We start from the raw sequence: 21,307 nt of genomic DNA, 5'->3' as shown, positions 1-21,307 counted from the left end.
CCAATCCCAGGCACAAAAAAAGGCCGCTTTTGTTAAAAAGCGGCCTGTCCGAAGTAGCTAAAGACCGGCTTTTTTGACTTAAGTTCCGCAACCAAAACAATAACTTACGAGATTGTGTACAACTCGTGTTATTCGTCGGATTTCGATTGTAAGCGCCACGACACAGCCTCAGGATCGCGCCGTCATCCCTTTGAGGCTCCTCTATGAAGTTCTCCTCGATTCTCTTGTTGTCCCTTGGCCTGATCAGCGGCGTAGCGTCTGCCGGAGGCACCACCGAAGCAGGCGTGGGCGGCGCATTGGGCGGGGTTTTAGGCTCGGTGGTCGGTCAACAGTTGGGCGGCAATACCGGTTCGGCGATTGGCGCGGCACTCGGCGGCGCAGGCGGCAGTGCGGTCGGCGCCGACAAGCGCAGCCGTGGCCAGGCAGCTATCGGCGGTGCCCTGGGCGCAGCCGGCGGTAACGTGGTCGGCCGCAGCATGGGTGGCACCACTGGCAGCCTGATCGGCGCAGCGGCAGGCGGCGGTGCCGGCGGCGCGCTGGGTAACTACATGGGCAACGAAAGTGCCCGGGAAGATCGCGAATATCGCGGCCGTGACGACCGTCGCTATTACCGCGACGGCCATCGGGGCCGTGGCCATGCCTACGGGCATCGCAAACACCGCCACTACCGCGACTGACAGCCGGCGGCTGTCCACTTCGAAGGCCCTGCGGGGCCTTCGTCGTTTCTGTGGTCAATCAGGCCAGCAACCGTTCCAGGGCACTGCGCAGCGGGGCTGGAATCGCCACCGGCTGGTTCGACGCCCGGTCCACGAATACATGGACAAAACGCCCCGCGGCACAGGCGCCCTCCTCCCCGGCCTTGAACACCGCCAGCTCATACTGCACCGAACTGTTGCCCAACTTGCCGACCCGCAGACCGATGTCGATGCGCTCGGGAAAGGCAATGGAGGCGAAGTAGTCGCAGGCTGAACTGACCACAAACCCCACCACTTCGCCGCCATGGATATCCAGGCCGCCGACTTCGATCAGGTAGGTATTCACTGCCGTATCGAAGTAGCTGTAGTAGGTGACGTTGTTCACGTGGCCATAGACATCGTTGTCATGCCAGCGGGTGATGATCGGCTGGAAATGTCGGTAGTCGCCGCGCTGGGGCATCCGCTCGGTCATAAAGGCTCTCTGGCAATCAGTGGGGGAACGGGCGGGCCCGCGATGGCGGCCTTGCGACCGCTGCACATTTCACCCCAAGCCCCTAGGCCTGGGCAAACCCTTTCCCGGCGGCGGCCAAATCGTCGATCAAGGGGGCCGGTTGCCAGTGTTCGCCGTGCTCGGCCGCCAGGCGCAGCAGGCGTTGCTGAATCCCCCCCAGCCCTTGCCGATCGGCCCAACTCATCGGCCCGCCCTGATCCTTGGGAAAACCATAGCCGTTGAGGTAGACCCGATCGATATCAGCGGCCGATTCGGCGACCCCTTCCTGGAGGATCTTCGCCCCCTCATTCACCAGCGCCAGCAGGCTGCGCTCAAGAATTTCCTCAGGGCCGATCGGCCGACGCCGATAACCCAGCCCCTCACTGACCTGCAGCACCAGCGCATCCACTGTCGGGTCATGTTCAGCCTGGCGGCTGCCCGGTTCGTAGTGGTAATAGCCATCGCCGCTCTTCTGCCCGAAACGGCCCTGCTCACACAGACGGTTGTCGATCTGCACCTCGGCTTCGTCCTGGCCCACGCCGTCCAGTTGCCGGGCGCGCCAGCCGAGGTCGATGCCCACCACGTCGTACATGCGGAAGGGCCCCATGGCAAAACCGAAGCCTTGCAGCGCCTCGTCCACCTGATAAGGAAAAGCCCCTTCCAGCAGCATCTTGCGCGCCTCCAGCACGTAGGTATTGAGCATGCGATTGCCGATAAAACCGAAGCAGTTGCCCGCCACCACACTGACCTTGCCCATGCGCTGGCCCAGCGCCAGGGCAGCCTGCAATACGGACGGGGCGGTCTGGGCGCCGCGTACCACCTCCAGCAGCTTCATGATGTGCGCCGGGCTGAAGAAGTGCAGGCCCAGCACCTGCTGCGGTCGCTGGGTAACCGCGGCGATGGCATCGATGTCCAGGGCCGAGGTGTTGCTGGCCAGGATCGCCTCGGGCTTGAGCAAGCCATCGAGCTGGCGAAAGATTTTCTGCTTGAGTTCGAGGTTCTCGTAAACCGCTTCGATCACCAGGTCCACGGTCTGGATCGCCGGGTAATCCGCCGCGCTGACCCGGGCAATACGAGCATCCGCCTCAGCCTGTTCAATGCGCCCCTGGCGCACGTTGTGGGCGTAGGTCTCAGCCACGCTGGCCAGGGCCTGCTCAAGCATCTGCGGGTTGTTGTCTACCCACTGCACCTGCACCCCGGCGTTGGCCAGGCACATGACGATGCCACGGCCCATGGTGCCGGCGCCGATCACGGCGGCGCGCTGAATATCGAAAGCAGTCTGGCTCATGTTGGCTCTCTTGTTGGCGATGCAAAGACAGCCAACACCATAGTCAGGCGCCGAACATTTTTGAAATTTATTAGGCTGATGAGCTGCATTCAGCAGATGGATTTTGCCACCCAGTCACGCACCTCGGCATAGGGGTAGTCTTCCAACACGGCAAAGCCCGGAATCCCCCGCGCCTTGAGCTTGGTAAACAACGGCACGCTGATCCCGCACAGGAATCGAGTAAGCCGCTCGGCCCCCGGTGGGGCGCCCACGTGTTGCTCGTGCCTGTGGATAAATTCGGCACACAGCGTCGCGAAGTTTTTATCCACAAGCGCAGGTAGCTCCGGCGGCGGCGGCAAATGCGCCACCTGACCATGGCACACCGAGCAATGCCCACACTGGCGCGGCGCCTGTTCATCACCGAAGTACTCAGCCAGGCGATAACCCAGGCAGTGCTCAGTAGCGAACAGGTCGAGCATGGCGTGAATCCGGTCGATCTCGGTGCGCTCATGCTGGGTGAAGTAAGCGTGCAACTGGGCACTTAACGCAGCGGCGTCGAAGTCCGTCTGCAGCAGGCTGTAGACCTCCGTCATCTGCTTGCTTTCCAGCTCCACCCAGCCCCGCTCCTGGAAATAATCCAACGCCTTGACCACCCGGTTGCGCGCCGCCTGGTGCTGTTCGTAAAGGGCATCGAAATTCACCGTGGCCCAGGTCCGGGCACGGCTGGAGGTGCGGATGATCGCCTCGACAAAGTCCCGTCGTTCGCCTTCAAAACGGGCGAGCAGAGCGTCAGGCTCCAGCAGAAACTTGAAACGGTACTCGGCGAAGTAGGCATAGCGCGGAGCGATCAGGCCCTGCAGTTCCAACTGCACCAGCAAGGTCTTGAGGGGCAACTGGCGGATATTGCTCTGATCCGCCAAGGGACCGAGGAGGAACTCCCATTGGCCGTCGGGCGCTGCGGCTTGCAGCTCATCGAGCACACAGCGAATCCCCGCCAGTTCGGGGGTGTCGCCGTAAACGAAGTTCTCCAGCACATTCAGGCTGTCGCGGTTGGCCAGCACCAGGCAATCCGAGGGCGCGCCGTCACGTCCGGCACGGCCGATTTCCTGGCTGTAGTTTTCGATGGATTTGGGCAGGTCGAAGTGCACCACGTTGCGGATATCGCTCTTGTCGATGCCCATGCCGAAGGCAATGGTGGCGACGATGCAGTTGCTCTGCCCACCCATGAAGCGGCGCTGGATGGCTTCACGCTGCTCGTGGGGCAAGCCGGCGTGATACGCCTCGGCAGCCAGGCCGTGCTGGCTCAGGTGCTCGGCGATCTGCTCGGCGGTTTTCTGCAGGGTCACGTAGACGATGCTCGGTTGCCCGGCGCGCTCCCCCAGCCACTGCACCAGCCGCCGACGCTTGTCCTGTCCGCGTACAGGTTCCACCAGCAAGTTGAGGTTGGGCCGGTAGAACCCGGTGGTCACCACGTCCGCCGCCGCAATGGAAAACTTGGCCTGCATATCGGCAATCACCTGGGGCGTCGCCGTGGCGGTCAGCAACAAGGCCTGGGGAATATTGAACTGGCGCTGGTAGTCCGGAAGCTTCAGGTAATCGGGGCGAAAGTTATGGCCCCATTCGGATATACAGTGGGCTTCGTCCACCACCAGCAGGGAAATCTGCACCTGCTGCAGGAAGTTGCGAAAGCGCTCGTTCTTCAAGCGCTCCACGGAAATCATCAGGATTTTCAGCTCGCCGGAACGGGCCCGAGCCATGACGTCATTGGCCTCCTCCCGGCTCTGTGCCGAATCGATGCTGGCCGCGGCAATGCCATGGCGTTGCAGAAACGCCAACTGGTCCTGCATCAGCGCCAGCAGCGGCGAAACCACCAACGTCAGGTGCGGCAGTAACAGCGCCGGCAATTGATAGCACAGGGACTTGCCGGAACCGGTGGGAAAGATCGCCGCCGCCGAACGCCCGGCCAGCACCGCGCTGACGGCGGCCTCTTGGCCCGGGCGGAACTGTGGATAACCGAAGACCTGTTCGAGGGTGTTGTGCATAAGCTGTCACTCCTTTGACCGCTGGCCTGCCCTAAAGCCTAGCGGGGCGGGCCGGCGGGTCGAGAAAAGGTCGGGAGGAAAAGGGCTACCGGATGATACAGCGCTGAACCCCGCGCAGTACTCGCGGGGCCATCGGCACCTGACAAGAGCGCCTAGTGAGCCATGCGGCAATCCACCCACTGCACGCCGTTGTCTCGATTGGCCTCGAACAGAGTCGGCAACGCCTTGGCGGCTTTGTCGTGGGTGTCATGAAACAGAATCACCCCGCTGCGCCACAGCAGCATCAGGGTCTGCACCCGCTGGCTCGCGGCGTGGCCATCAATGGCCTTGCTCCAATCCTGGGAGTCGATGTTCCACAACATCACCTCCAGCCCTTGGGCCTTGAAGAACGTCGCACTGTCGCTGCGGCGCTGGCCATAGGGCGGGCGAAACAATGGCTGGTATTCCTCTGGCAGGGTCTTGCTCACCAGGCTCGCCGAGCGGCTGATGGAGCCCTGCCAATCGCGCCAGGAACTGTGGGATTTATGCTCCCAACCGTGCAAGGCAACGCACTGATCGTTGTAAAGATTGGCCATGGCCTCTGCGGAGGATTGCTCCAGGCGTTGCTGAAAAGAGCTCCCCAGGACAAAGAACAGACCGTGCCGGTCCTCGGATCGCAACACCTCCAACAGCCGCTCCGTGGAGCCGCCCCGGGCGCTCGGGCCGTCATCGAAGGTCAGCAGGAACTGCCGGTCCTGCAATTCATCACCGAGTATTTCCCCCTGGCTGAAACGTCGAATTTCACTGCTGACCATCGGAAACAACGCCGCCAACCGCAGTTGCTCCGACAGGTATTGCCGATGGAACACCTCACTCGCTGCGGCCCAGGCGCCATAGCGGGTGGTGCTCTGTGCCGTGAAGCCAGCCACCAGTTGGCGCAGCTCCGGCAAGGTGCGCACCGGCAGGCAGAACACCGAACCTTCGCAGTCCTGGCTGGCCAGTCGGTAGTTGCTCAGCAAGCGCAGCCAAAAAGCGTCGCGTACCTGATTCAGGGAGGCCAGGTCGATCTGCTTGACCCCCAACGTCTGCTTCAAGGCCTGCTCATCCAGGGCCTCACTGGCCAGCAGCGCCTTGCCAAACATCAGGATTTCCCCCCGGGAGGCGGTGTCGAAGGCCTCCGGGCTGTCCAGGGCATTCGGCCAGCCGCTGCGATCAATGGTGGCAAACACCCGCGGCCCCGCCGCCTGCGCCATGCCGCTGATCAGGCAAAGCGCTAGCAACCCAGGGAATACCCGTAACCACATATCAACCTCCTTAAATGCACAACGCGCCAGGACAAGGCGCGTTGTGAATACCATTGCGGCGTGCACCGTCAGCGGTTTTTCATCCGTTCGATGGCGTTGTCATACACCGGATTGAGCTTCTGCTCACGGGCGCGCTGGTACTGCTCCAGGGCCTTGGACCATTGCCCGGCCTCTTCATAGATGCGCCCCATGTCGTAATAGGCACTGGCCCGCACACTGGCCGCGGACGGGCCATGGGCCAGGGCGATGGCTTGGCGATCCGCCTCGAGCGCATCGCCGATACGGCCGTCCTTGTGGGCGGCCAGAGCGAGGTTGCTGTAGGCCTGGGCGTAATGTTCATCCAGCTCGATGGCTTGGCGATAGAGCTGCATCGCCGTAGAGAAGATTCCGGCGCGGTAGGCCGCTTCGCCCTGTTGGTTGAGGGTTTTGGCATTCAACACCGGGGCGGCGCTCTTCACCAACGACTCCACCGCCACCTGATCATCCAGCAACGGGGTCAGCTCATCGAAGACCGCTTCCGGCTCCACCGCCACACTGCTGAACCCATTGATGTCCTGCAACTCGCCGCTGCCGGTCAGGCGGAACACCGTCCACAGATTGCCTTCGCGGTTCTGTGGCACCGAGTAGCTGCGCAACAAGGCCGTACCGCGATAGACCTCGACCTTGGCCTGGCTGCGAGCCAGTTGATAGGAGCTCAGGTTGCTGCTGTGGGTGAAATCATGCACGGCATAGAGATAGCTCTCACCGGCCCGCAGCGGCGCAACGCGCAGGGTTTCAGAGGCGCTCTGGCTATCGCCTTGCCACTGCGCATCAGGGGCTTGCGGGGACGCGAAATACAGGTGATGCCCGGGGTACATCAAGTGGGCATCCAGGTCCTGGTTAGCCGTCGTCCAGCTCAACACCACTCGCAGACTCTCAGCATCATCCGGCGCGGCTTCGCTGGGCAGCGCCTGCGCCGGACACATCACAACCCATAGCCACATCAGCGCAGCCAGGCGAAGAAAACCCATCGCTAATTCCCTTTAAATCGGGGCTGGCCCAGACCATCCGGCGCCCACCCAACCAGCCGCGCACCATACACAGGTTTGCCGGCCAACGCTCGGCCAGCGGGCCGAAAAGTAAGTGAATCAGATGCCCCCTGAGCGGCTGCTCAGCTGATCCGGAAAGGGGCTGCCAACACTCAGGAAAAACCTTATACGAACGGCGAGCGACCTAACAATCATGCTCGAAGCAGCGAGGGCAAGATCGCTGTGATTCGTTGCAGGCGATGCGGCTGAAAGGGCCGCCGATGAATGCCCGAACAAATCGCCGTACACTTTCGCCTCCAGCCTTCCCGCAGCGGACATTCACCATGCACCTGGCTTCCCCGACGACCCGACCATGCGCCAACTGATGCAGTTGCTGCACGAAGAGATCGGCCTGCCCGAACGCAAGGGCATCCGCCTCACCACCGCCATCAACCTCGACCTGGGCTGCGATGGCGCAGACGCCGAGCACTTCATGCTGGCGCTGGAGCAACTGTTTGACATCGACTTCATCGACTACGACGCCTACCGCTACTTCCAACCCGAAGGCTTCGACGTCTTCCTCAAGCGCCGCGCCAAAGGCCGAGGCGACAAACGACCGCTGACCATCGGCATGCTGTACCAGGCGATCAAGACGCGGCGCTGGGAGACGCAGGTGCTGGAGGGGCTGTAGACAGAGCGCCGAAAAGACCCGGACCAGCACGTCAATGTCTTGGACGTGTTTACCAACTCAGGCCCGGATCGCCGGGGCCATGCATAGATGCAAACGACGGTTGGAGCGAGGCATTCGCTCGCCCACTGACTCTGGTACGTGCATGAACCTTAGGTAGCAACGTCCATGTGTTGCCCCCCTTTTGCAAGCACCCTGATTCGCCTCCCCCCTGAATCCCAGGCACAAAAAAGCCGCCCCGAAGGGCGGCTTTTTCATTGCAGGCCGAGGCTTACAGCTTCGGACCAGCAGCCTTGATAGCGTCGCTCACTTCGAACTTCTTGAAGTTCTCGATGAACAGGCCAGCCAGGGCTTTGGCTGCTTCGTCGTACGCCGCTTTGTCAGCCCAGGTGTTGCGTGGGTTGAGCAGTTCGGTGTCGACGCCTGGAACGGCCAATGGCACGTCCAGGTTGATGGTGTCCAGGTGCTCGGTTTCGGCACCGATCAGCGCGCCGCTCTGGATCGCTGCAATCACGCCACGGGTGGTCGGGATGTTGAAGCGTTTGCCGACGCCGTAGCCACCGCCGGTCCAGCCGGTGTTGACCAGGTACACCTTGGAGCCGAAGCCACGGATGCGCTTGATCAGCAGCTCTGCGTATTCGCCAGCCGGACGCGGGAAGAACGGTGCGCCGAAGCAGGTGGAGAAGGTCGACTTGATGCCAGCGCCCGAGCCCATTTCGGTCGAGCCCACCAGAGCGGTGTAGCCAGACAGGAAGTGGTAGGCCGCTTGTTCTTCGCTGAGGATCGACACCGGCGGCAGTACGCCGGTCAGGTCGCAGGTCAGGAAGATCACAGCGTTTGGCTCGCCACCGAGGTTTTTCGGTGCGCGTTTTTCGATCAGCTCACGCGGGTAAGCCGCGCGGCTGTTCTGGGTCAGGCTGTCGTCGGCGTAGTCGGCCTTTTTGTTGGCATCCAGAACGACGTTTTCCAGGACCGCGCCGTGCTGGATGGCTTTCCAGATCACCGGCTCGTTTTTCTCGGACAGGTCGATGCACTTGGCATAGCAACCGCCTTCGATGTTGAACACCACGCCCACGCCCCAGCCGTGTTCGTCGTCACCGATCAGGTAACGGCTTTCGTCAGCCGACAGGGTGGTCTTGCCGGTACCCGACAGGCCGAAGAACAGGGTCACGTCGCCCTCTTCGCCCATGTTGGCAGCGCAGTGCATCGGCAGCACGTCGGCGGCCGGCAGCAGGAAGTTCTGTACCGAGAACAGGGCTTTCTTCATTTCGCCGGCGTAACGCATGCCAGCGATCAGCACTTTTTTGGCCGCGAAGTTGATGATCACGGTGCCATCGGAGTTGGTGCCATCACGCTCTGGCTCGCACACGAAGTTCGGTGCGTTGAGGATCTGCCACTCGTCCTTGCCGCCGGCGTTGTACTGCTCCGGGTTGATGAACAGGCAACGGCCGAACAGGTTGTGCCAGGCGGTTTCGGTGGTCATTTTCACCGGCAGGTAGTGCGCCGGATCGGAACCTACATGCACATGGGAAACAAAACGCTCACGCTCGCCCAGGTAGGCAGCAACGCGGTCCCACAGGGCGTCGAACTTGTCGGCCGGGAACTTGCGGTTGATCGGGCCCCAGGCGATGGCAGCCTGGGTGCTCGGCTCTTCAACGATGAAACGGTCGACTGGCGAGCGGCCGGTACGGTGACCGGTACGAACAACCAGCGCGCCGGTATCGGCAAGCTCGCCTTCACCGCGGCTCAGGGCTTCTTTGACCAGATCATCCACACTCAGATCGGTGTACACGGCGTTATTGGCTTGCGTCATGAGGTTCCCCGTCGGCCATTGGCCGAGTGCTCCAAACGTTTTGTAGTAGAAACTCGCGCACTACTACCGCGAAAAAAGTGCGCCGGATTATGCCAGAAAAGCCCAAAAAGAGTAGGGCCCTCCCGTCAGTACGGCGTAAATCCGGCGTTTGCCAGGTAATTTACCTGCGCTGAACCGTTTTAGTGACGAGTATCTGACGGTGTGTCGACACCCGCTCCCGCAAACAATTGAGCGATATCGGCAGCATCGAACAGGTAGCGTTCGTTGCAGAATTGGCAGTCGATCTCGATGCGGCCACCGTGTTCAACCACCAGTTGCTGGGCATCTTCCAGACCCAAACTGACCAGCGCATTGCCGGAACGTTCGCGTGAGCAGCTGCAACGGAAGCGCAGGCTTTGCACGTCGAACAGGCGCACGGCCTCTTCGTGGTAGAGGCGATGGAGCACGGTTTCGTTGTCCAGGCTCAGCAATTCATCGGCGGTCAGGGTGCTGGCCAAGGCGGTGATGTGCTGCCAGCTGGCGTCGCGTTCTTCCTGGTCGCGCAGGCGATCAGCCGGCAGTTGTTGCAGCAGCAGGCCACGGGCGTGGCGGCCGTCGGCGTAGAGCCAGAAACGGGTGCCGGTCTGCTGGGACATGACGAAATAGTTGGTGAAGCATTCCGACAGGGTGGCGCCGTCCAGGTCGACGATGCCCTGGTAGCGCTGGCCCTGGGTCGGGTCCACGGTCAGGGCCAGGACGCCGTTGGGCATCAGGTCGGCGAGGGTCGCGTCGGGGGTGATCTGCTCGGCGTCGTAACGGGCCAGGCCGCGAATCTCACGTTCGCTGGAGCACTCGATCATCAGCAACGGCACCGGGCCTTCGGAACGCGCCTGGAGGATCAGCAAGCCATCGAACTTCAAGGTGCCCACCAGCAACGACGCGGCCGCCATCAGTTCGCCCAGCAGCTGCGCTACCGGCTCCGGATAGGGGTGTTTGGCGAGGACTTCGGCGTAGCTACGCTCCAACGCCACCAGCTCGCCGCGGGCGTCGCTGTCATCGAAGATGAAACGTTGGGAGTAGTCGGTATCCGGCAAATCAGTCATAGGTCTGGGTATCTGAAGTGATGACAAAAAGGTTACAAAAACCGAAAATTCGCTTTTTTGCACCATGACGGTGCGCTTTTTTCGGCCAATGGAGGCATTTTATGAACAATCCGGGTTTGTTCCAAGCAAGGTGGAACCTCGGCGGCTTGGCTCTGTGCAATTTACTCCCTTTGGCGCTCCTGGGTTTCTGGCTGTGGCCCACCGGCCAGATGCTCTGCACGATGTTCGACGAATGGCTGTTCGGCCTGCTCAATACGCCGCTGGCCAGCCACGCCACCTGGCTGCATATCTGGGCCGTGGCCAGTTTGCGTCCGTTCGACGTGGTGGTCGGGATCATCATGCTGAGCCTGTTGATTCGCGGTGACTGGGTGTTCAAGGCGGTGGATGTGCGACGGGCGTTCTTCGGTTTCCTGTCGATCCTGATCCTGATGCTGATCATCCGTGTGCTGTTTTCCAAGCTGGTCGGCGTCATGGGCTGGCAACACCAAAGCCCGTCGATGGTGATCAAGGGGGCGGTGCACATGAGTGACTATTTCCCGACCTGGGAAAAAGCCTGGGAATTGAAAGACCGCTCCAGCCAGAGCTTTCCGGGCGACCACGCTTCGGTGCTGCTGATCTGGGCCCTGTTCCTCGGTAAATTCAGCCGCAGCCTGGGCCAGTTCCTGGTGATCTGGGGCCTGACCCTGCTGTTCATGATGCCGCGCCTGGTGGCCGGTGCGCATTGGGGCCAGGACGACTACATCGGCGGCGTGCTGCTGGCGGTCTGGGCCCTGGGCTGGGGTTACTACACGCCGTATGCAGCCAGGATGTCGAACGCCCTGCTGTGGCTGACCCACCCGCTGTTCAAGCTGATGACCCGGATGCCGGTGCTCTCGCGTATGAGCGTGGTCCGTTCCAGCAGCCTGCTGCGCTAAAACAGCCCTGTTGGAGCCGGCTTGCCGGCGAAGGCGTCCTCAAGGGCCCATTCGCCGGCAAGCCGGCTCCTACGGTTTCACTCGTGACTGCTGCCGTGAAACTTGAATAGATCACGGCGCTGTTTCTTGCTCGGTTTGCCATCGGTGCTGACCCCCAGAGCGCCAGCCTTGCGCTGGGCCGCCGCGGTTTCACGCTTGGCGATGCTGGCTTCGGTTTCCGCGTAGAGCGTCTGTGCCTCGGGAGCGCCACGACGGACGATGGAAAGGGCCTGGACCACCACGGTACGTTCGTCGAAGCCAGCGCGAATCTGGTATTCATCGCCGATCCGCGGCTCCTTCCCCGGTTTGCAGCGCTCACCGCGATGGTGCACTTTGCCACTCTCGATGGCCGCCTTGGCCAGGGCACGGGTTTTATAGAAGCGTGCCGCCCATAGCCACTTGTCCAGCCGGACCTTGTCGTCTTCTTCCTGTTTCTGCGCCACTGGAATTCCTCTTTCTGAAAAATGTCGCAACTGTACAACCCGAGCGCGGCCCCCGCCAAAAGCTGCGCGTCACCTAAAATACCCCAGGTTCACCCCCTACCAGCGAGGCGTCCTTGTGACTGATTTTCCTACTGCACTGACCTCGCCCAACGCCCGTTGCGAAGGTTGCCAGCAAAGCCAGCCCCTGGGCTTTGATTTTGCCTTCGCCTATCAACCCATTGTCGACCTGCGTGACCAATCGATCTTCGCCCATGAGGCCCTGGTCCGCGGCATCAATGGCGAAGGTGCATTGACCGTGCTGAGCCAGGTGGACGATCACAATCGCTACCGCTTCGACCAGCGTTGCCGCACCCAGGCGATTGCCGGGGCGGTGCAACTGGGGATGCCCCATCATCTGTCGATCAACTTCATGCCCAATGCGGTGTACCGCCCAGAGTTGTGCATTCGCAGCACCCTGGAAGCGGCGCGCACCCACAACTTTCCCCTGGATCGACTGATTTTCGAGACCCTGGAAAGCGAGCACGTAGATAACTATCGCCATTTGACCCATATTCTGCGTGAATACCGCGAATTCGGCTTCAAGACCGCCATCGACGACTTCGGTGCCGGTTATTCGGGGCTGAACCTGCTGGCAGATTTCCAACCCGACTTGATCAAGCTCGACATGGCCCTGATCCGCGATGTGGACCAGGATCGCGTGCGACAGGTGATCGTGCGAGGGATTGTCACAATCTGTGCGGAATTGGGTATTACAGTCATCGCCGAAGGCATCGAAAGCGCCGGCGAACGGGACTTTCTCGCCGACTGCGGAATTTTTCTGATGCAGGGCTACTGGTTCGCCAGGCCTGCATTCAATGCGTTAGCCGAGGTTCCCACCACGGCCTGGAAACGTTAATCACGGGTTACCCAAGTTTGAAGACATTTGACCATTTGACCGTTGTCGGTCTGCGCGAGTGGGTGGCGCTCCCGGATTTGGGAGTAGCCGGCTTGCGCGCCAAGATCGACACCGGCGCCAGCACCTCCAGCCTGCACGCCACCGAGATCGAGCCATTCGAGCGCGACGGGCAGCAATGGGTGCGTTTCAACGCACACCTGGGCAGCGTGGTGCAGTTGCGTCATCGGCGTTGTGAAGCACCGCTGGTGGCGATGAAGACCATCAAGAGTTCCAACGGCCAGGCCCAGGTGCGCTACGTCATCAGCACCACCCTGGCCCTGGGTGATCGGGTATGGCGAGTGCAGTTCACCCTCGCCTGCCGCAAGGCCATGCGCTATCGCCTGCTGCTCGGTTCCAAAGCCCTGATTGACGGCCAGTTGGTGGTCAACCCAGGCATTAAATACGTTCAAGACAAGCCGGTGTTTCCGGTATCCACTACCTCTGCCACAGGTGTTGCATGAAGATCGCTGTGCTGTCGCGTAACCCGCGTCTGTATTCCACTCGTCGTCTGGTTGAAGCCGGCATCGAGCGTGGCCATGAAATGGTAGTGGTCGATACCCTGCGCGCCTATATGAACATCGCCAGCCACAAGCCGCAGATCCACTACCGGGGCAAGCCCCTGGAAGGCTTCGATGCGGTGATTCCGCGCATTGGCGCGTCAGTGACCTTCTACGGCTGCGCGGTGCTGCGCCAGTTCGAAATGATGGGCGTGTTCCCGCTCAACGAATCGGTGGCCATCGCCCGCTCGCGGGACAAGCTGCGCTCCCTGCAATTGCTGTCACGCCGAGGCATCGGCTTGCCGGTGACGGGTTTTGCCCACTCGCCGGACGACATCCCCGACCTGATCGAAATGGTCAACGGCGCGCCGCTGGTGATCAAGGTACTGGAAGGCACCCAAGGCATCGGCGTGGTGCTGTGCGAAACCGCCACGGCGGCGGAATCGGTGATCGAGGCGTTCATGGGCCTGAAGCAGAACATCATGGTCCAGGAGTACATCAAGGAAGCCGGTGGTGCGGACATTCGCTGCTTCGTAGTGGGGGACAAAGTGATCGCCGCCATGAAGCGCCAGGCCAAGCCGGGGGAGTTCCGCTCCAACCTGCATCGCGGCGGCAGCGCCAGCCTGATCAAGATCACCCCGGAAGAACGCATGACCGCGCTGCGAGCGGCCAAGGTCATGGGCCTGAGCGTGGCCGGCGTGGACATCCTGCGTTCCAATCACGGGCCACTGGTGATGGAAGTCAACTCCTCGCCGGGCCTGGAAGGCATCGAGACCACCACCGGTAAAAACGTGGCGGGGATCATCATCGAACACATCGAAAAAAATGGCGGCCCGAACATGACACGGACGAAGGGCAAAGGTTAAGAACAGCGGCAAGTTTCCAGCTTCAAGCGGCAAGTAGAAACGCTGATTCTCACTTGCCGCTTGAAGCTTGCAGCTGCTTTAGTCTGCGTCGCGTGGCAGCAACAATCCCAACGGCAAGCGCACTCGCGCTTCCAGGCCGCCTTCCGGCCGATTACGCAATTCCACGTTGCCGCCATGCATGGCGGCAATGCGCTTGACAATGGCCAGGCCCAGGCCCGTACCCTTGCCACCCCGGGCTCGATCACCGCGGGTGAAGGGGTTGAAGATCGCCTCAAGTTCCGAAGGATCAATCCCTGCGCCACGGTCCAGCACGCTCAGCACCACGTAAGGCGCATTGGTGTCACCCGACACATAGGCCGCCACTTCCACTGCTGTTCCTGCGTGATTGAGGGCGTTGCCGATCAGGTTGTTGAGCAGGCGCTTCATCGACACTCGACGCAGCGGGAACGGCTGGATCGCCTGCAAACGCAGGTGCACGCGCTCCTCATTCTGGTTGTAGGGCGCCGCCACTTCGCGCACTAGGTCGATCAGGTCGACTTCTTCCACCGACTCGTCGCGACCATCGCGGATAAAGGCCAGGAACTGATCGAGGATCGCGTCCATGTCTTCGATGTCACGCACCATGTCGTCGGTCAGGTCGGTGTGTGCGCCCATCAACTCCAGTGACAGGCGCAAGCGGGTCAGGGGCGTGCGCAAGTCGTGAGAGACCCCCGCCAGCATCAACTCGCGCTCGCGCCCTGCCTGTTCCACGTCCTCGGCCATCTGGTTGAAGGCGCGGTACACCTCGGTCATCTCGCTCGGGGTGTCGCTGATGGGCAAGCGTACGCTGCGGCCCTGGCCCAGTTGCCGAGCGGCGTACACCAGACGCTTGAGGGGCTGGTTGAGCTGGCTGACAAAAATCCAGGCCGAGGCTGTGGATAACAGGCCGATGGCCAGGAACCAGCCCAGCACGCTCCAGATTTTCTGCCCGCGCAGCGGGTGCGGGTACAGCGGCACCTTGAGCCAGCCATCCCCCAGGCTCGGCGCCCGTACCCAGAGCGCGGGCGGTGCATGCATGCGCAGGCGGACTTCGGTATCAGCGCCCAGCTCAGCCTGCATCTGCCGCTGATAGATCTCGCTGTAGGGCCAATGCTGTTCACCGGCCGGCACACCGCTGCCCACCACTTTGATCAGGCCTGCGGCTTCGGCGATCTGGTCGCGGTTGGATTCATCGGCAGCCCAATAGGCGCGCAGGGTCAGGGCCACACCGTGGCTGTACTGCCGATCCACCAGAACGTCCTCGTTCATCAACAGATAAACCAGGGTCAGGGCCTTGGAGAACAGCACCACGATCAGCACCAGCCACAGGGTGCGGGAGAAGAAACTCTGGGGGAACCACAGCGGGGTTTTCATAAACAGCCATTACACACTTTGCAGGAGCGAGTCGCGCTCGCAGCGTTGCGGAATGCGAACGCCCGGGTCGTTGACCGGCCCGGGCGTTCGCTCCTACAAATCATCCATCACTTGGTGGCGGTGCCATCCGGCACAAACACATAACCCACGCCCCAAACGGTCTGGATATAACGCGGCTTGGACGGATCGGGTTCGATCATCCGGCGCAGACGGGAAATCTGCACGTCGATGGAACGCTCCAGGGCATCCCATTCACGGCCACGGGCCAGGTTCATCAGCTTGTCGCGGGTCAGCGGCTGGCGGGCATTCATCACCAGGGCCTTGAGCACCGCGAACTCACCGGTGGTGAGCATGTGCACTTCTGCGCCGCGCTTGAGTTCGCGGGTGGCCAGCGACAGCTCGTAGTCGCCGAAGCTCACGCTTTCGTCTTCGCTGCCCGGGGCGCCCGGCACTGGCGCGGACTGGCGACGCAATACGGCTTTGACCCGGGCCATCAGCTCGTCCGGGTTGAAGGGCTTGGCCAGGTAATCGTCGGCGCCCAGTTCCAGGCCCTTGATACGGCTCAGCTCGTCGCCCTTGGCGGTGAGCATGATGATCGGGATCTGGTTGTTGGCGCTGCGCAGGCGGCGGCAGGCGGTCAAACCGTCTTCGCCGGGCAGCATCAGGTCCAGGACCACCAGGTTGAACACTTCACGACCCAGCAGGCGGTCCATTTGTTCAGTGTTCGGAACTGCGCGGGCACGGTAGCCCTTGCTGACGAAAAAACGCTCCAGCAGGCTGCTCAGCCCTGGATCGTCGTCAACAATTAGAATTTTTTCGCCTTCAGCAGGTTGTGCAGTGCTGCTCATTGGATGCTCCTTTTATCTCGGTGCGCATTATGGCGTAGCTGCCGTTATACGCACCGTGTGCATTGTTAGCAGATTTTTCCCCCGTCGCCAGCAAACCCGCCGTCGCCATGAAGGGCGCTATCGCCCCCAACCGCAGAACGCTGGTTATAATGCGCCGCCTTTTGTGTTGGGCAATATCTGATCAGTACGACTTTGGCCGGCTTATTTATTTCCTTCGGCCGGCAGTATTTTTTCGATTTCGCGGGTCAACAGGCTGCCTGTTGATCCAGGTGGCGGCGCTGGCCAGGCCGCTCAACCAGGCTCGCGGGCCTTATCGAACTCCCTGCGAGCCTGCTTTCACATTTTGTCAGGTGGTTTTATGGACAGCATCAACAGCCGCATTGCCGAGGAACTCGGCGTACGCCCACAACAGGTCGAAGCGGCCGTGGCCCTATTGGATGAAGGCTCCACCGTGCCCTTCATCGCCCGCTACCGGAAAGAAGTCACCGGCAGCCTGGATGACACCCAACTGCGTCATCTGGAAGAGCGCCTGCGCTACCTGCGTGAACTCGACGAGCGGCGGATCAGCATCCTCGCCAGCATCGAAGAGCAAGGCAAACTGACCCCCGAGCTGGCCCGCGACATCAAGCTGGCCGACACCAAGACCCGTCTCGAAGACCTCTACCTGCCGTACAAACAGAAGCGCCGCACCAAGGGCCAGATCGCCCTGGAAGCCGGCCTCGGCGAGCTGGCGGACGGCCTGTTCAACGACCCGACCCTGACTCCGGAAGCCGAAGCCGCACGCTTCGTCGACGCCGAAAAAGGCGTGGCCGACGTCAAGGCAGCCCTGGAAGGCGCCAAGTACATCCTCATGGAACGCTTCGCCGAAGACGCCAGCCTGCTGGACAAGCTGCGCAGCTACCTGAAGCAGGAAGCCACCCTGAGTGCCCGGGTGATTGCCGGCAAGGAAGAAGAAGGCGCCAAGTTCCGCGACTACTTCGAACACGACGAACCGCTGAAAAGCATGCCGTCGCACCGGGCCCTGGCGATTTTCCGTGGCCGCAACGAAGGCATCCTCAGCTCCGCGCTGAAAGTCGGTGACGATCTGCCGGGCACCATGCACCCGTGCGAAGGCATGATCGGCCAGCAATTCGGCATCCAGAACCAGAACCGCGCCGCTGACAAATGGCTCGGCGAAGTGGTGCGCTGGACCTGGAAGGTCAAGCTCTACACCCACCTGGAAACCGACCTGCTGGGCGAGTTGCGCGACGGCGCCGAAACCGAGGCGATCAACGTGTTCGCCCACAACCTGCACGACCTGTTGCTGGCCGCGCCAGCTGGCCCGCGTGCCACCCTGGGCCTCGACCCGGGCCTGCGCACCGGCTGCAAGGTGGCCGTGGTCGACTCTACCGGCAAGCTGCTGGACCACGCCACGGTCTACCCCCACGTGCCGCACAACAAGTGGGACCAGACCCTGGCCATCCTGGCCGCCCTGTGCGCCAAGCACGCCGTGGACCTGATCGCCATCGGCAACGGCACCGCCAGCCGGGAAACCGACAAGCTGGCCGCCGAGCTGATCAAAAAATACCCAGCCATGAAAATGACCAAAGTCATGGTCTCCGAGGCCGGCGCTTCGGTGTACTCGGCCTCGGAACTGGCGGCCAAGGAATTCCCGGACCTGGACGTGTCGATCCGTGGCGCGGTCTCCATTGCCCGTCGCCTGCAGGACCCGCTGGCGGAACTGGTGAAGATCGATCCGAAGTCCATCGGTGTCGGCCAGTACCAGCATGACGTGTCCCAGTTGAAACTGGCCCGCGGCCTGGACGCCGTGGTCGAGGATTGCGTGAACGCCGTCGGCGTGGACGTCAACACCGCTTCCGTGGCCCTGCTGGCACGGATCTCCGGCCTCAACGCGACCCTGGCGCAGAACATCGTCAGCCACCGCGATGAAAACGGCGCGTTCAAGACCCGCGCGGCCCTGAAAAAAGTCGCACGCCTGGGCGAAAAAACCTTCGAACAGGCGGCCGGCTTCCTCCGCGTGATGAACGGCGACAACCCGTTGGACGCCTCAGCCGTTCACCCGGAAGCCTATCCGCTGGTGCAACGCATCGCCGCCGAGACCGACCGTGATATCCGTTCGCTGATCGGCGACAGCGGCTTCCTCAAGCGCCTGGACCCGAAAAAATTCACCGACGAAACCTTCGGCCTGCCGACCGTCACCGACATCCTCCAGGAACTGGACAAGCCGGGCCGCGACCCGCGTCCGGAGTTCAAGACCGCCGAGTTCCAGGACGGCGTCGAAGACCTCAAGGACCTGCAACTGGGGATGATCCTCGAAGGCGTGGTGACCAACGTCACCAACTTCGGTGCCTTCGTCGACATCGGCGTGCACCAGGACGGCCTGGTGCACATCTCGGCGCTGTCGGAGAAGTTCATCAAGGACCCGCGTGAAGCGGTCAAGGCCGGCGACGTGGTCAAGGTCAAGGTCATGGAAGTCGATATCCCGCGCAAACGCGTAGGCCTGTCGATGCGCATGGGCGACACCCCCGGCGAGAAAATCGACGGTGCCCGTGGCTCCCGCCCAGGCTCGGCGCCACGCCAGTCGCAGAACACCGCGCCGCGCAAGGAAACCACCGCCGCTGCCCCGAGCAACAATGCCATGGCCTCGCTGTTCGCCAACGCCAAACAGTTGAAGAAACGCTGATGGAAATCCCCGCCGGCTTGACCGAAAGCGCCTTCAGCCAGTTGCTCGGCTGCCGTTTGCAACGCCTGGAAACCGGCGAAGCGGACGTCGCCCTGGAGCTGACCCCGCAGTTGCGCAATCGCGGGCAGAAGCTCCACGGCGGGGCGATTTTCAGCCTGGTGGACATCGCCATGGGCCTGGCTTGCTCCAGCTCCCATGGCTTCGACCAACACAGCGCCACCATCGAGTGCAAGATCAACTACATCCGCGCCGTGTCCGAGGGCGACGTGCTGTGTCGCGCCCGGGTCATCCACCCCGGCCGCCGCACCTTGGTGGTCGAGGCGGACGTGGTACAAGGCGACAAACTGGTCGCAAAAGCGCAAGGCACCTTCGCAGTCCTATAGCTCCCCGTCATGAATTTGGGTTAATTTCGACGCTGCGAAAGCGGCGTCGGCATTTTCCTGCCTGCGCCACGGCCAGATTCAGGGATGCATGTTGGCATTTGCGAATGAGTCGGCATGACTCCCAAACCAGGCGAAAACGCCAGTTTTAACTTCACCCTTGTAGACCGTCCTGCCCACCCCCATATTGGGGCGACTGACGCGTGAAGGAATCCAACTTGAGCGAACTTCTCAACCGCCGCCTGGCCTTGCTTGGCGAGCGCGCTAACCTCTCCCTGCTCGAGCAGTGCCTGCACGGCATCGAACGTGAATGCCTGCGTGTGACCGGCGAAGGCCGCCTGGCACAGACTCCGCACCCGGAAGAACTGGGTTCCGCGCTGACCAACGAACAGATCACCACCGACTATTCCGAGTCGCTGCTGGAGTTCATCACTCCGGCCCTGCCCGACCCGGCAGACACCCTCAGCAGCCTCGACAAGATCCACCGTTTTGCCTACAGCAAGCTCGGCAACGAGTACCTGTGGAGCCCATCGATGCCGTGCCCGTTGCCGGCCGAGGAAGACATCCCGATTGCCTATTACGGCACTTCCAACATCGGGCAGCTCAAGTACGTGTACCGCAAGGGCCTGGCCCTGCGCTACGGCAAGACCATGCAGTGCATTGCCGGGATTCACTACAACTTCTCCCTGCCGGAAAAGCTTTGGCCCCTGCTCAAGGAAGCCGAGGGTTTTGTCGGCAGCGACCGCGACTACCAGTCCTCGTCCTACATCGCACTGATCCGTAACTTCCGCCGTTACAGCTGGTTACTGATGTACCTGTTCGGCGCCTCGCCGGCCCTGGACGCAGGCTTCCTGCGTGGTCGCTCGCACCAGTTGGAACAGCTGGACGCCGAGACCCTGTACCTGCCCTACGCCACCAGCCTGCGCATGAGCGACCTGGGTTACCAGAGCAACGCCCAGGCTGGCCTGACCCCTTGCTACAACAACCTGAGCAGCTACACCGACAGCCTGCGCCAGGCCGTGGCCACGCCGTATGCGCCGTACGTGGAAGTCGGCACCCACAAGGATGGCGAGTGGGTGCAACTCAACACCAACATCCTGCAGATCGAAAACGAGTACTACTCCAACATCCGCCCGAAACGCGTGACCTACACCGGCGAGCGGCCGATCCAGGCGCTGATGGCCCGGGGCATTCAGTACGTTGAAGTGCGTTGCCTGGACATCAACCCGTTCCTGCCCATGGGCATCGACCTGCAAGAGGCGCGCTTCCTCGATGCGTTCTTGCTGTATTGCGCGCTCAACGACAGCCCGCAACTGGAGCACACCGAGTGCGGCAACGCCACCTCGAACTTCCTCAGCGTGGTCAAGGAAGGCCGGCGCCCGGGCCTGCAATTGCAGCGCAAGGGCCAACCAGTGGACTTGAAGCAATGGGCTGGTGAACTGCTGGAGCAGATCGCCCCACTGGCGGCCCTGCTCGACCACAGCCACGGTGGCGATGCCCACAGCAAAGCGTTGGACGCCCAGCTGGCCAAGGTCAAGGACCCGTCCCTAACCCCTTCCGCCCAAGTGCTGGCGGCCATGGCCGAGCACAAGGAAAGCTTCACCCAGTTCTCCCTGCGTCAAAGCCAGGCCCACGCCGAGTTTTTCCGCAGCCCCGGGCTGAACAAGGAAGAGCAAGCGGCGTTCGAGGAAGCAGCGCGTAAATCCCTGGCCCAGCAGACCGAGCTGGAACAGAACGAAGTCGGGGATTTCGACGTCTTTGTCGGCTCCTACCAAGCCAGCATCCTGGCTATCAGTAACTGAGAATCGCCAGCCAGACGGCTCCTGCACCTTCCCGTAGGAGCCAACTGGCCGACGAACAGCGCCGACGCATTTCCCCTCATAAGCTAATGCAAAAAAGTTATTTATTTCTGCATTCTTAGATCATTTAGTCTCCTCTCACGCC

Annotated in this window: 19 protein-coding genes; 9 read left to right on the top strand and 10 right to left on the bottom strand. The window is 61.8% G+C overall.

Annotated features, from left to right (window positions below):
- The first annotated feature begins 203 nt into the window (after nt 1-203).
- Nucleotides 204-677: a glycine zipper domain-containing protein gene (locus tag M1B35_RS20600; protein WP_123329075.1), complete on the top strand. Its 474-nt coding sequence runs from the start codon at nt 204-206 to the stop codon at nt 675-677.
- A 58-nt stretch (nt 678-735) separates the two neighbouring features.
- On the opposite strand, the gene M1B35_RS20595 is transcribed toward M1B35_RS20600, so the two are convergent.
- The 5 genes from M1B35_RS20595 to M1B35_RS20575 all read right to left on the bottom strand — a co-directional run bounded on the left by M1B35_RS20595 (nt 736) and on the right by M1B35_RS20575 (nt 6,787).
- A complete protein-coding gene (locus M1B35_RS20595; RefSeq protein ID WP_268262903.1) occupies nt 736-1,167 on the bottom strand; it encodes an acyl-CoA thioesterase in 432 nt (143 codons plus the stop codon).
- Nucleotides 1,168-1,249: 82 nt separating this feature from the next.
- Nucleotides 1,250-2,473 (bottom strand): 3-hydroxyacyl-CoA dehydrogenase, encoded by a 1,224-nt coding sequence (locus tag M1B35_RS20590; RefSeq protein WP_123329071.1) that lies wholly within the window; start codon nt 2,471-2,473, stop codon nt 1,250-1,252.
- 89 nt (nt 2,474-2,562) lie between these two features.
- On the bottom strand, nt 2,563-4,494 hold the full coding sequence (locus tag M1B35_RS20585) for a RecQ family ATP-dependent DNA helicase (RefSeq protein WP_268262902.1): 1,932 nt from the start codon (nt 4,492-4,494) through the stop codon (nt 2,563-2,565).
- 152 nt (nt 4,495-4,646) lie between these two features.
- Entirely contained in the window at nt 4,647-5,777 is a 1,131-nt protein-coding gene (locus M1B35_RS20580) for a polysaccharide deacetylase family protein (protein ID WP_268262901.1), read from the bottom strand.
- A 68-nt stretch (nt 5,778-5,845) separates the two neighbouring features.
- A complete protein-coding gene (locus tag M1B35_RS20575; protein ID WP_268262900.1) occupies nt 5,846-6,787 on the bottom strand; it encodes a tetratricopeptide repeat protein in 942 nt (313 codons plus the stop codon).
- A gap of 334 nt (nt 6,788-7,121) precedes the next feature.
- On the opposite strand from M1B35_RS20575, the gene M1B35_RS20570 reads away from it, so the two are divergent.
- Entirely contained in the window at nt 7,122-7,475 is a 354-nt protein-coding gene (locus tag M1B35_RS20570; protein WP_268262917.1) for a DUF1493 family protein, read from the top strand.
- A 268-nt stretch (nt 7,476-7,743) separates the two neighbouring features.
- On the opposite strand, the gene M1B35_RS20565 is transcribed toward M1B35_RS20570, so the two are convergent.
- Both M1B35_RS20565 and hslO read right to left on the bottom strand, forming a co-directional pair.
- Nucleotides 7,744-9,285: a phosphoenolpyruvate carboxykinase gene (locus M1B35_RS20565; protein WP_123329061.1), complete on the bottom strand. Its 1,542-nt coding sequence runs from the start codon at nt 9,283-9,285 to the stop codon at nt 7,744-7,746.
- Between the two features lie 179 nt (nt 9,286-9,464).
- Nucleotides 9,465-10,367 carry an Hsp33 family molecular chaperone HslO gene (hslO, locus tag M1B35_RS20560; RefSeq protein ID WP_123329059.1) on the bottom strand — a complete coding sequence of 301 codons (903 nt, stop codon included), beginning with the start codon at nt 10,365-10,367 and terminating at the stop codon, nt 9,465-9,467.
- Nucleotides 10,368-10,468: 101 nt separating this feature from the next.
- Here hslO and M1B35_RS20555 point away from each other — a divergent pair, with 101 nt between their 5' ends.
- A complete protein-coding gene (locus M1B35_RS20555; protein ID WP_268262899.1) occupies nt 10,469-11,281 on the top strand; it encodes a phosphatase PAP2 family protein in 813 nt (270 codons plus the stop codon).
- 77 nt (nt 11,282-11,358) lie between these two features.
- Here the strand turns inward: M1B35_RS20555 and M1B35_RS20550 are convergent, their stop codons facing one another.
- Nucleotides 11,359-11,763, bottom strand: a complete 405-nt coding sequence (locus M1B35_RS20550) for an RNA-binding S4 domain-containing protein (RefSeq protein ID WP_123329056.1) — start codon at nt 11,761-11,763, stop codon at nt 11,359-11,361.
- A 115-nt stretch (nt 11,764-11,878) separates the two neighbouring features.
- Between M1B35_RS20550 and rimA the strand changes: the two genes are divergently transcribed.
- The 3 genes from rimA to rimK are packed head-to-tail and all read left to right on the top strand — an operon-like array spanning nt 11,879 to nt 14,060.
- Entirely contained in the window at nt 11,879-12,658 is a 780-nt protein-coding gene (gene rimA, locus M1B35_RS20545) for a S6 modification regulatory phosphodiesterase RimA (RefSeq protein ID WP_268262898.1), read from the top strand.
- Nucleotides 12,659-12,675: 17 nt separating this feature from the next.
- A complete protein-coding gene (gene rimB, locus M1B35_RS20540; protein WP_123329052.1) occupies nt 12,676-13,158 on the top strand; it encodes a retropepsin-like aspartic endopeptidase RimB in 483 nt (160 codons plus the stop codon).
- On the top strand, nt 13,155-14,060 hold the full coding sequence (gene rimK / locus M1B35_RS20535) for a 30S ribosomal protein S6--L-glutamate ligase (RefSeq protein WP_106696253.1): 906 nt from the start codon (nt 13,155-13,157) through the stop codon (nt 14,058-14,060). The genes rimB and rimK overlap by 4 nt, the downstream gene beginning before the upstream one ends.
- Nucleotides 14,061-14,138: 78 nt before the next feature.
- Here the strand turns inward: rimK and M1B35_RS20530 are convergent, their stop codons facing one another.
- Together M1B35_RS20530 and ompR are read right to left on the bottom strand one after the other, a co-directional pair.
- A complete protein-coding gene (locus tag M1B35_RS20530) occupies nt 14,139-15,452 on the bottom strand; it encodes an ATP-binding protein (RefSeq protein WP_123329050.1) in 1,314 nt (437 codons plus the stop codon).
- 107 nt (nt 15,453-15,559) lie between these two features.
- Nucleotides 15,560-16,300, bottom strand: a complete 741-nt coding sequence (ompR, locus tag M1B35_RS20525; RefSeq protein WP_123329048.1) for an osmolarity response regulator transcription factor OmpR — start codon at nt 16,298-16,300, stop codon at nt 15,560-15,562.
- A gap of 358 nt (nt 16,301-16,658) precedes the next feature.
- Between ompR and M1B35_RS20520 the strand changes: the two genes are divergently transcribed.
- From M1B35_RS20520 to gshA, 3 genes are all read left to right on the top strand, one after another.
- A complete protein-coding gene (locus M1B35_RS20520) occupies nt 16,659-18,983 on the top strand; it encodes a Tex family protein (protein WP_268262897.1) in 2,325 nt (774 codons plus the stop codon).
- Nucleotides 18,983-19,366, top strand: a complete 384-nt coding sequence (locus tag M1B35_RS20515) for a PaaI family thioesterase (protein ID WP_123329044.1) — start codon at nt 18,983-18,985, stop codon at nt 19,364-19,366. The genes M1B35_RS20520 and M1B35_RS20515 overlap by 1 nt, the downstream gene beginning before the upstream one ends.
- Before the next feature lie 215 nt (nt 19,367-19,581).
- A complete protein-coding gene (gene gshA / locus M1B35_RS20510) occupies nt 19,582-21,165 on the top strand; it encodes a glutamate--cysteine ligase (RefSeq protein WP_268262896.1) in 1,584 nt (527 codons plus the stop codon).
- Nucleotides 21,166-21,307: the final 142 nt, after the last annotated feature.

It is taken from the genome of Pseudomonas morbosilactucae (assembly GCF_023241665.1).
GTDB lineage: Bacteria > Pseudomonadota > Gammaproteobacteria > Pseudomonadales > Pseudomonadaceae > Aquipseudomonas > Aquipseudomonas morbosilactucae.
This window is presented reverse-complemented; position numbering and strand designations above follow the sequence as displayed.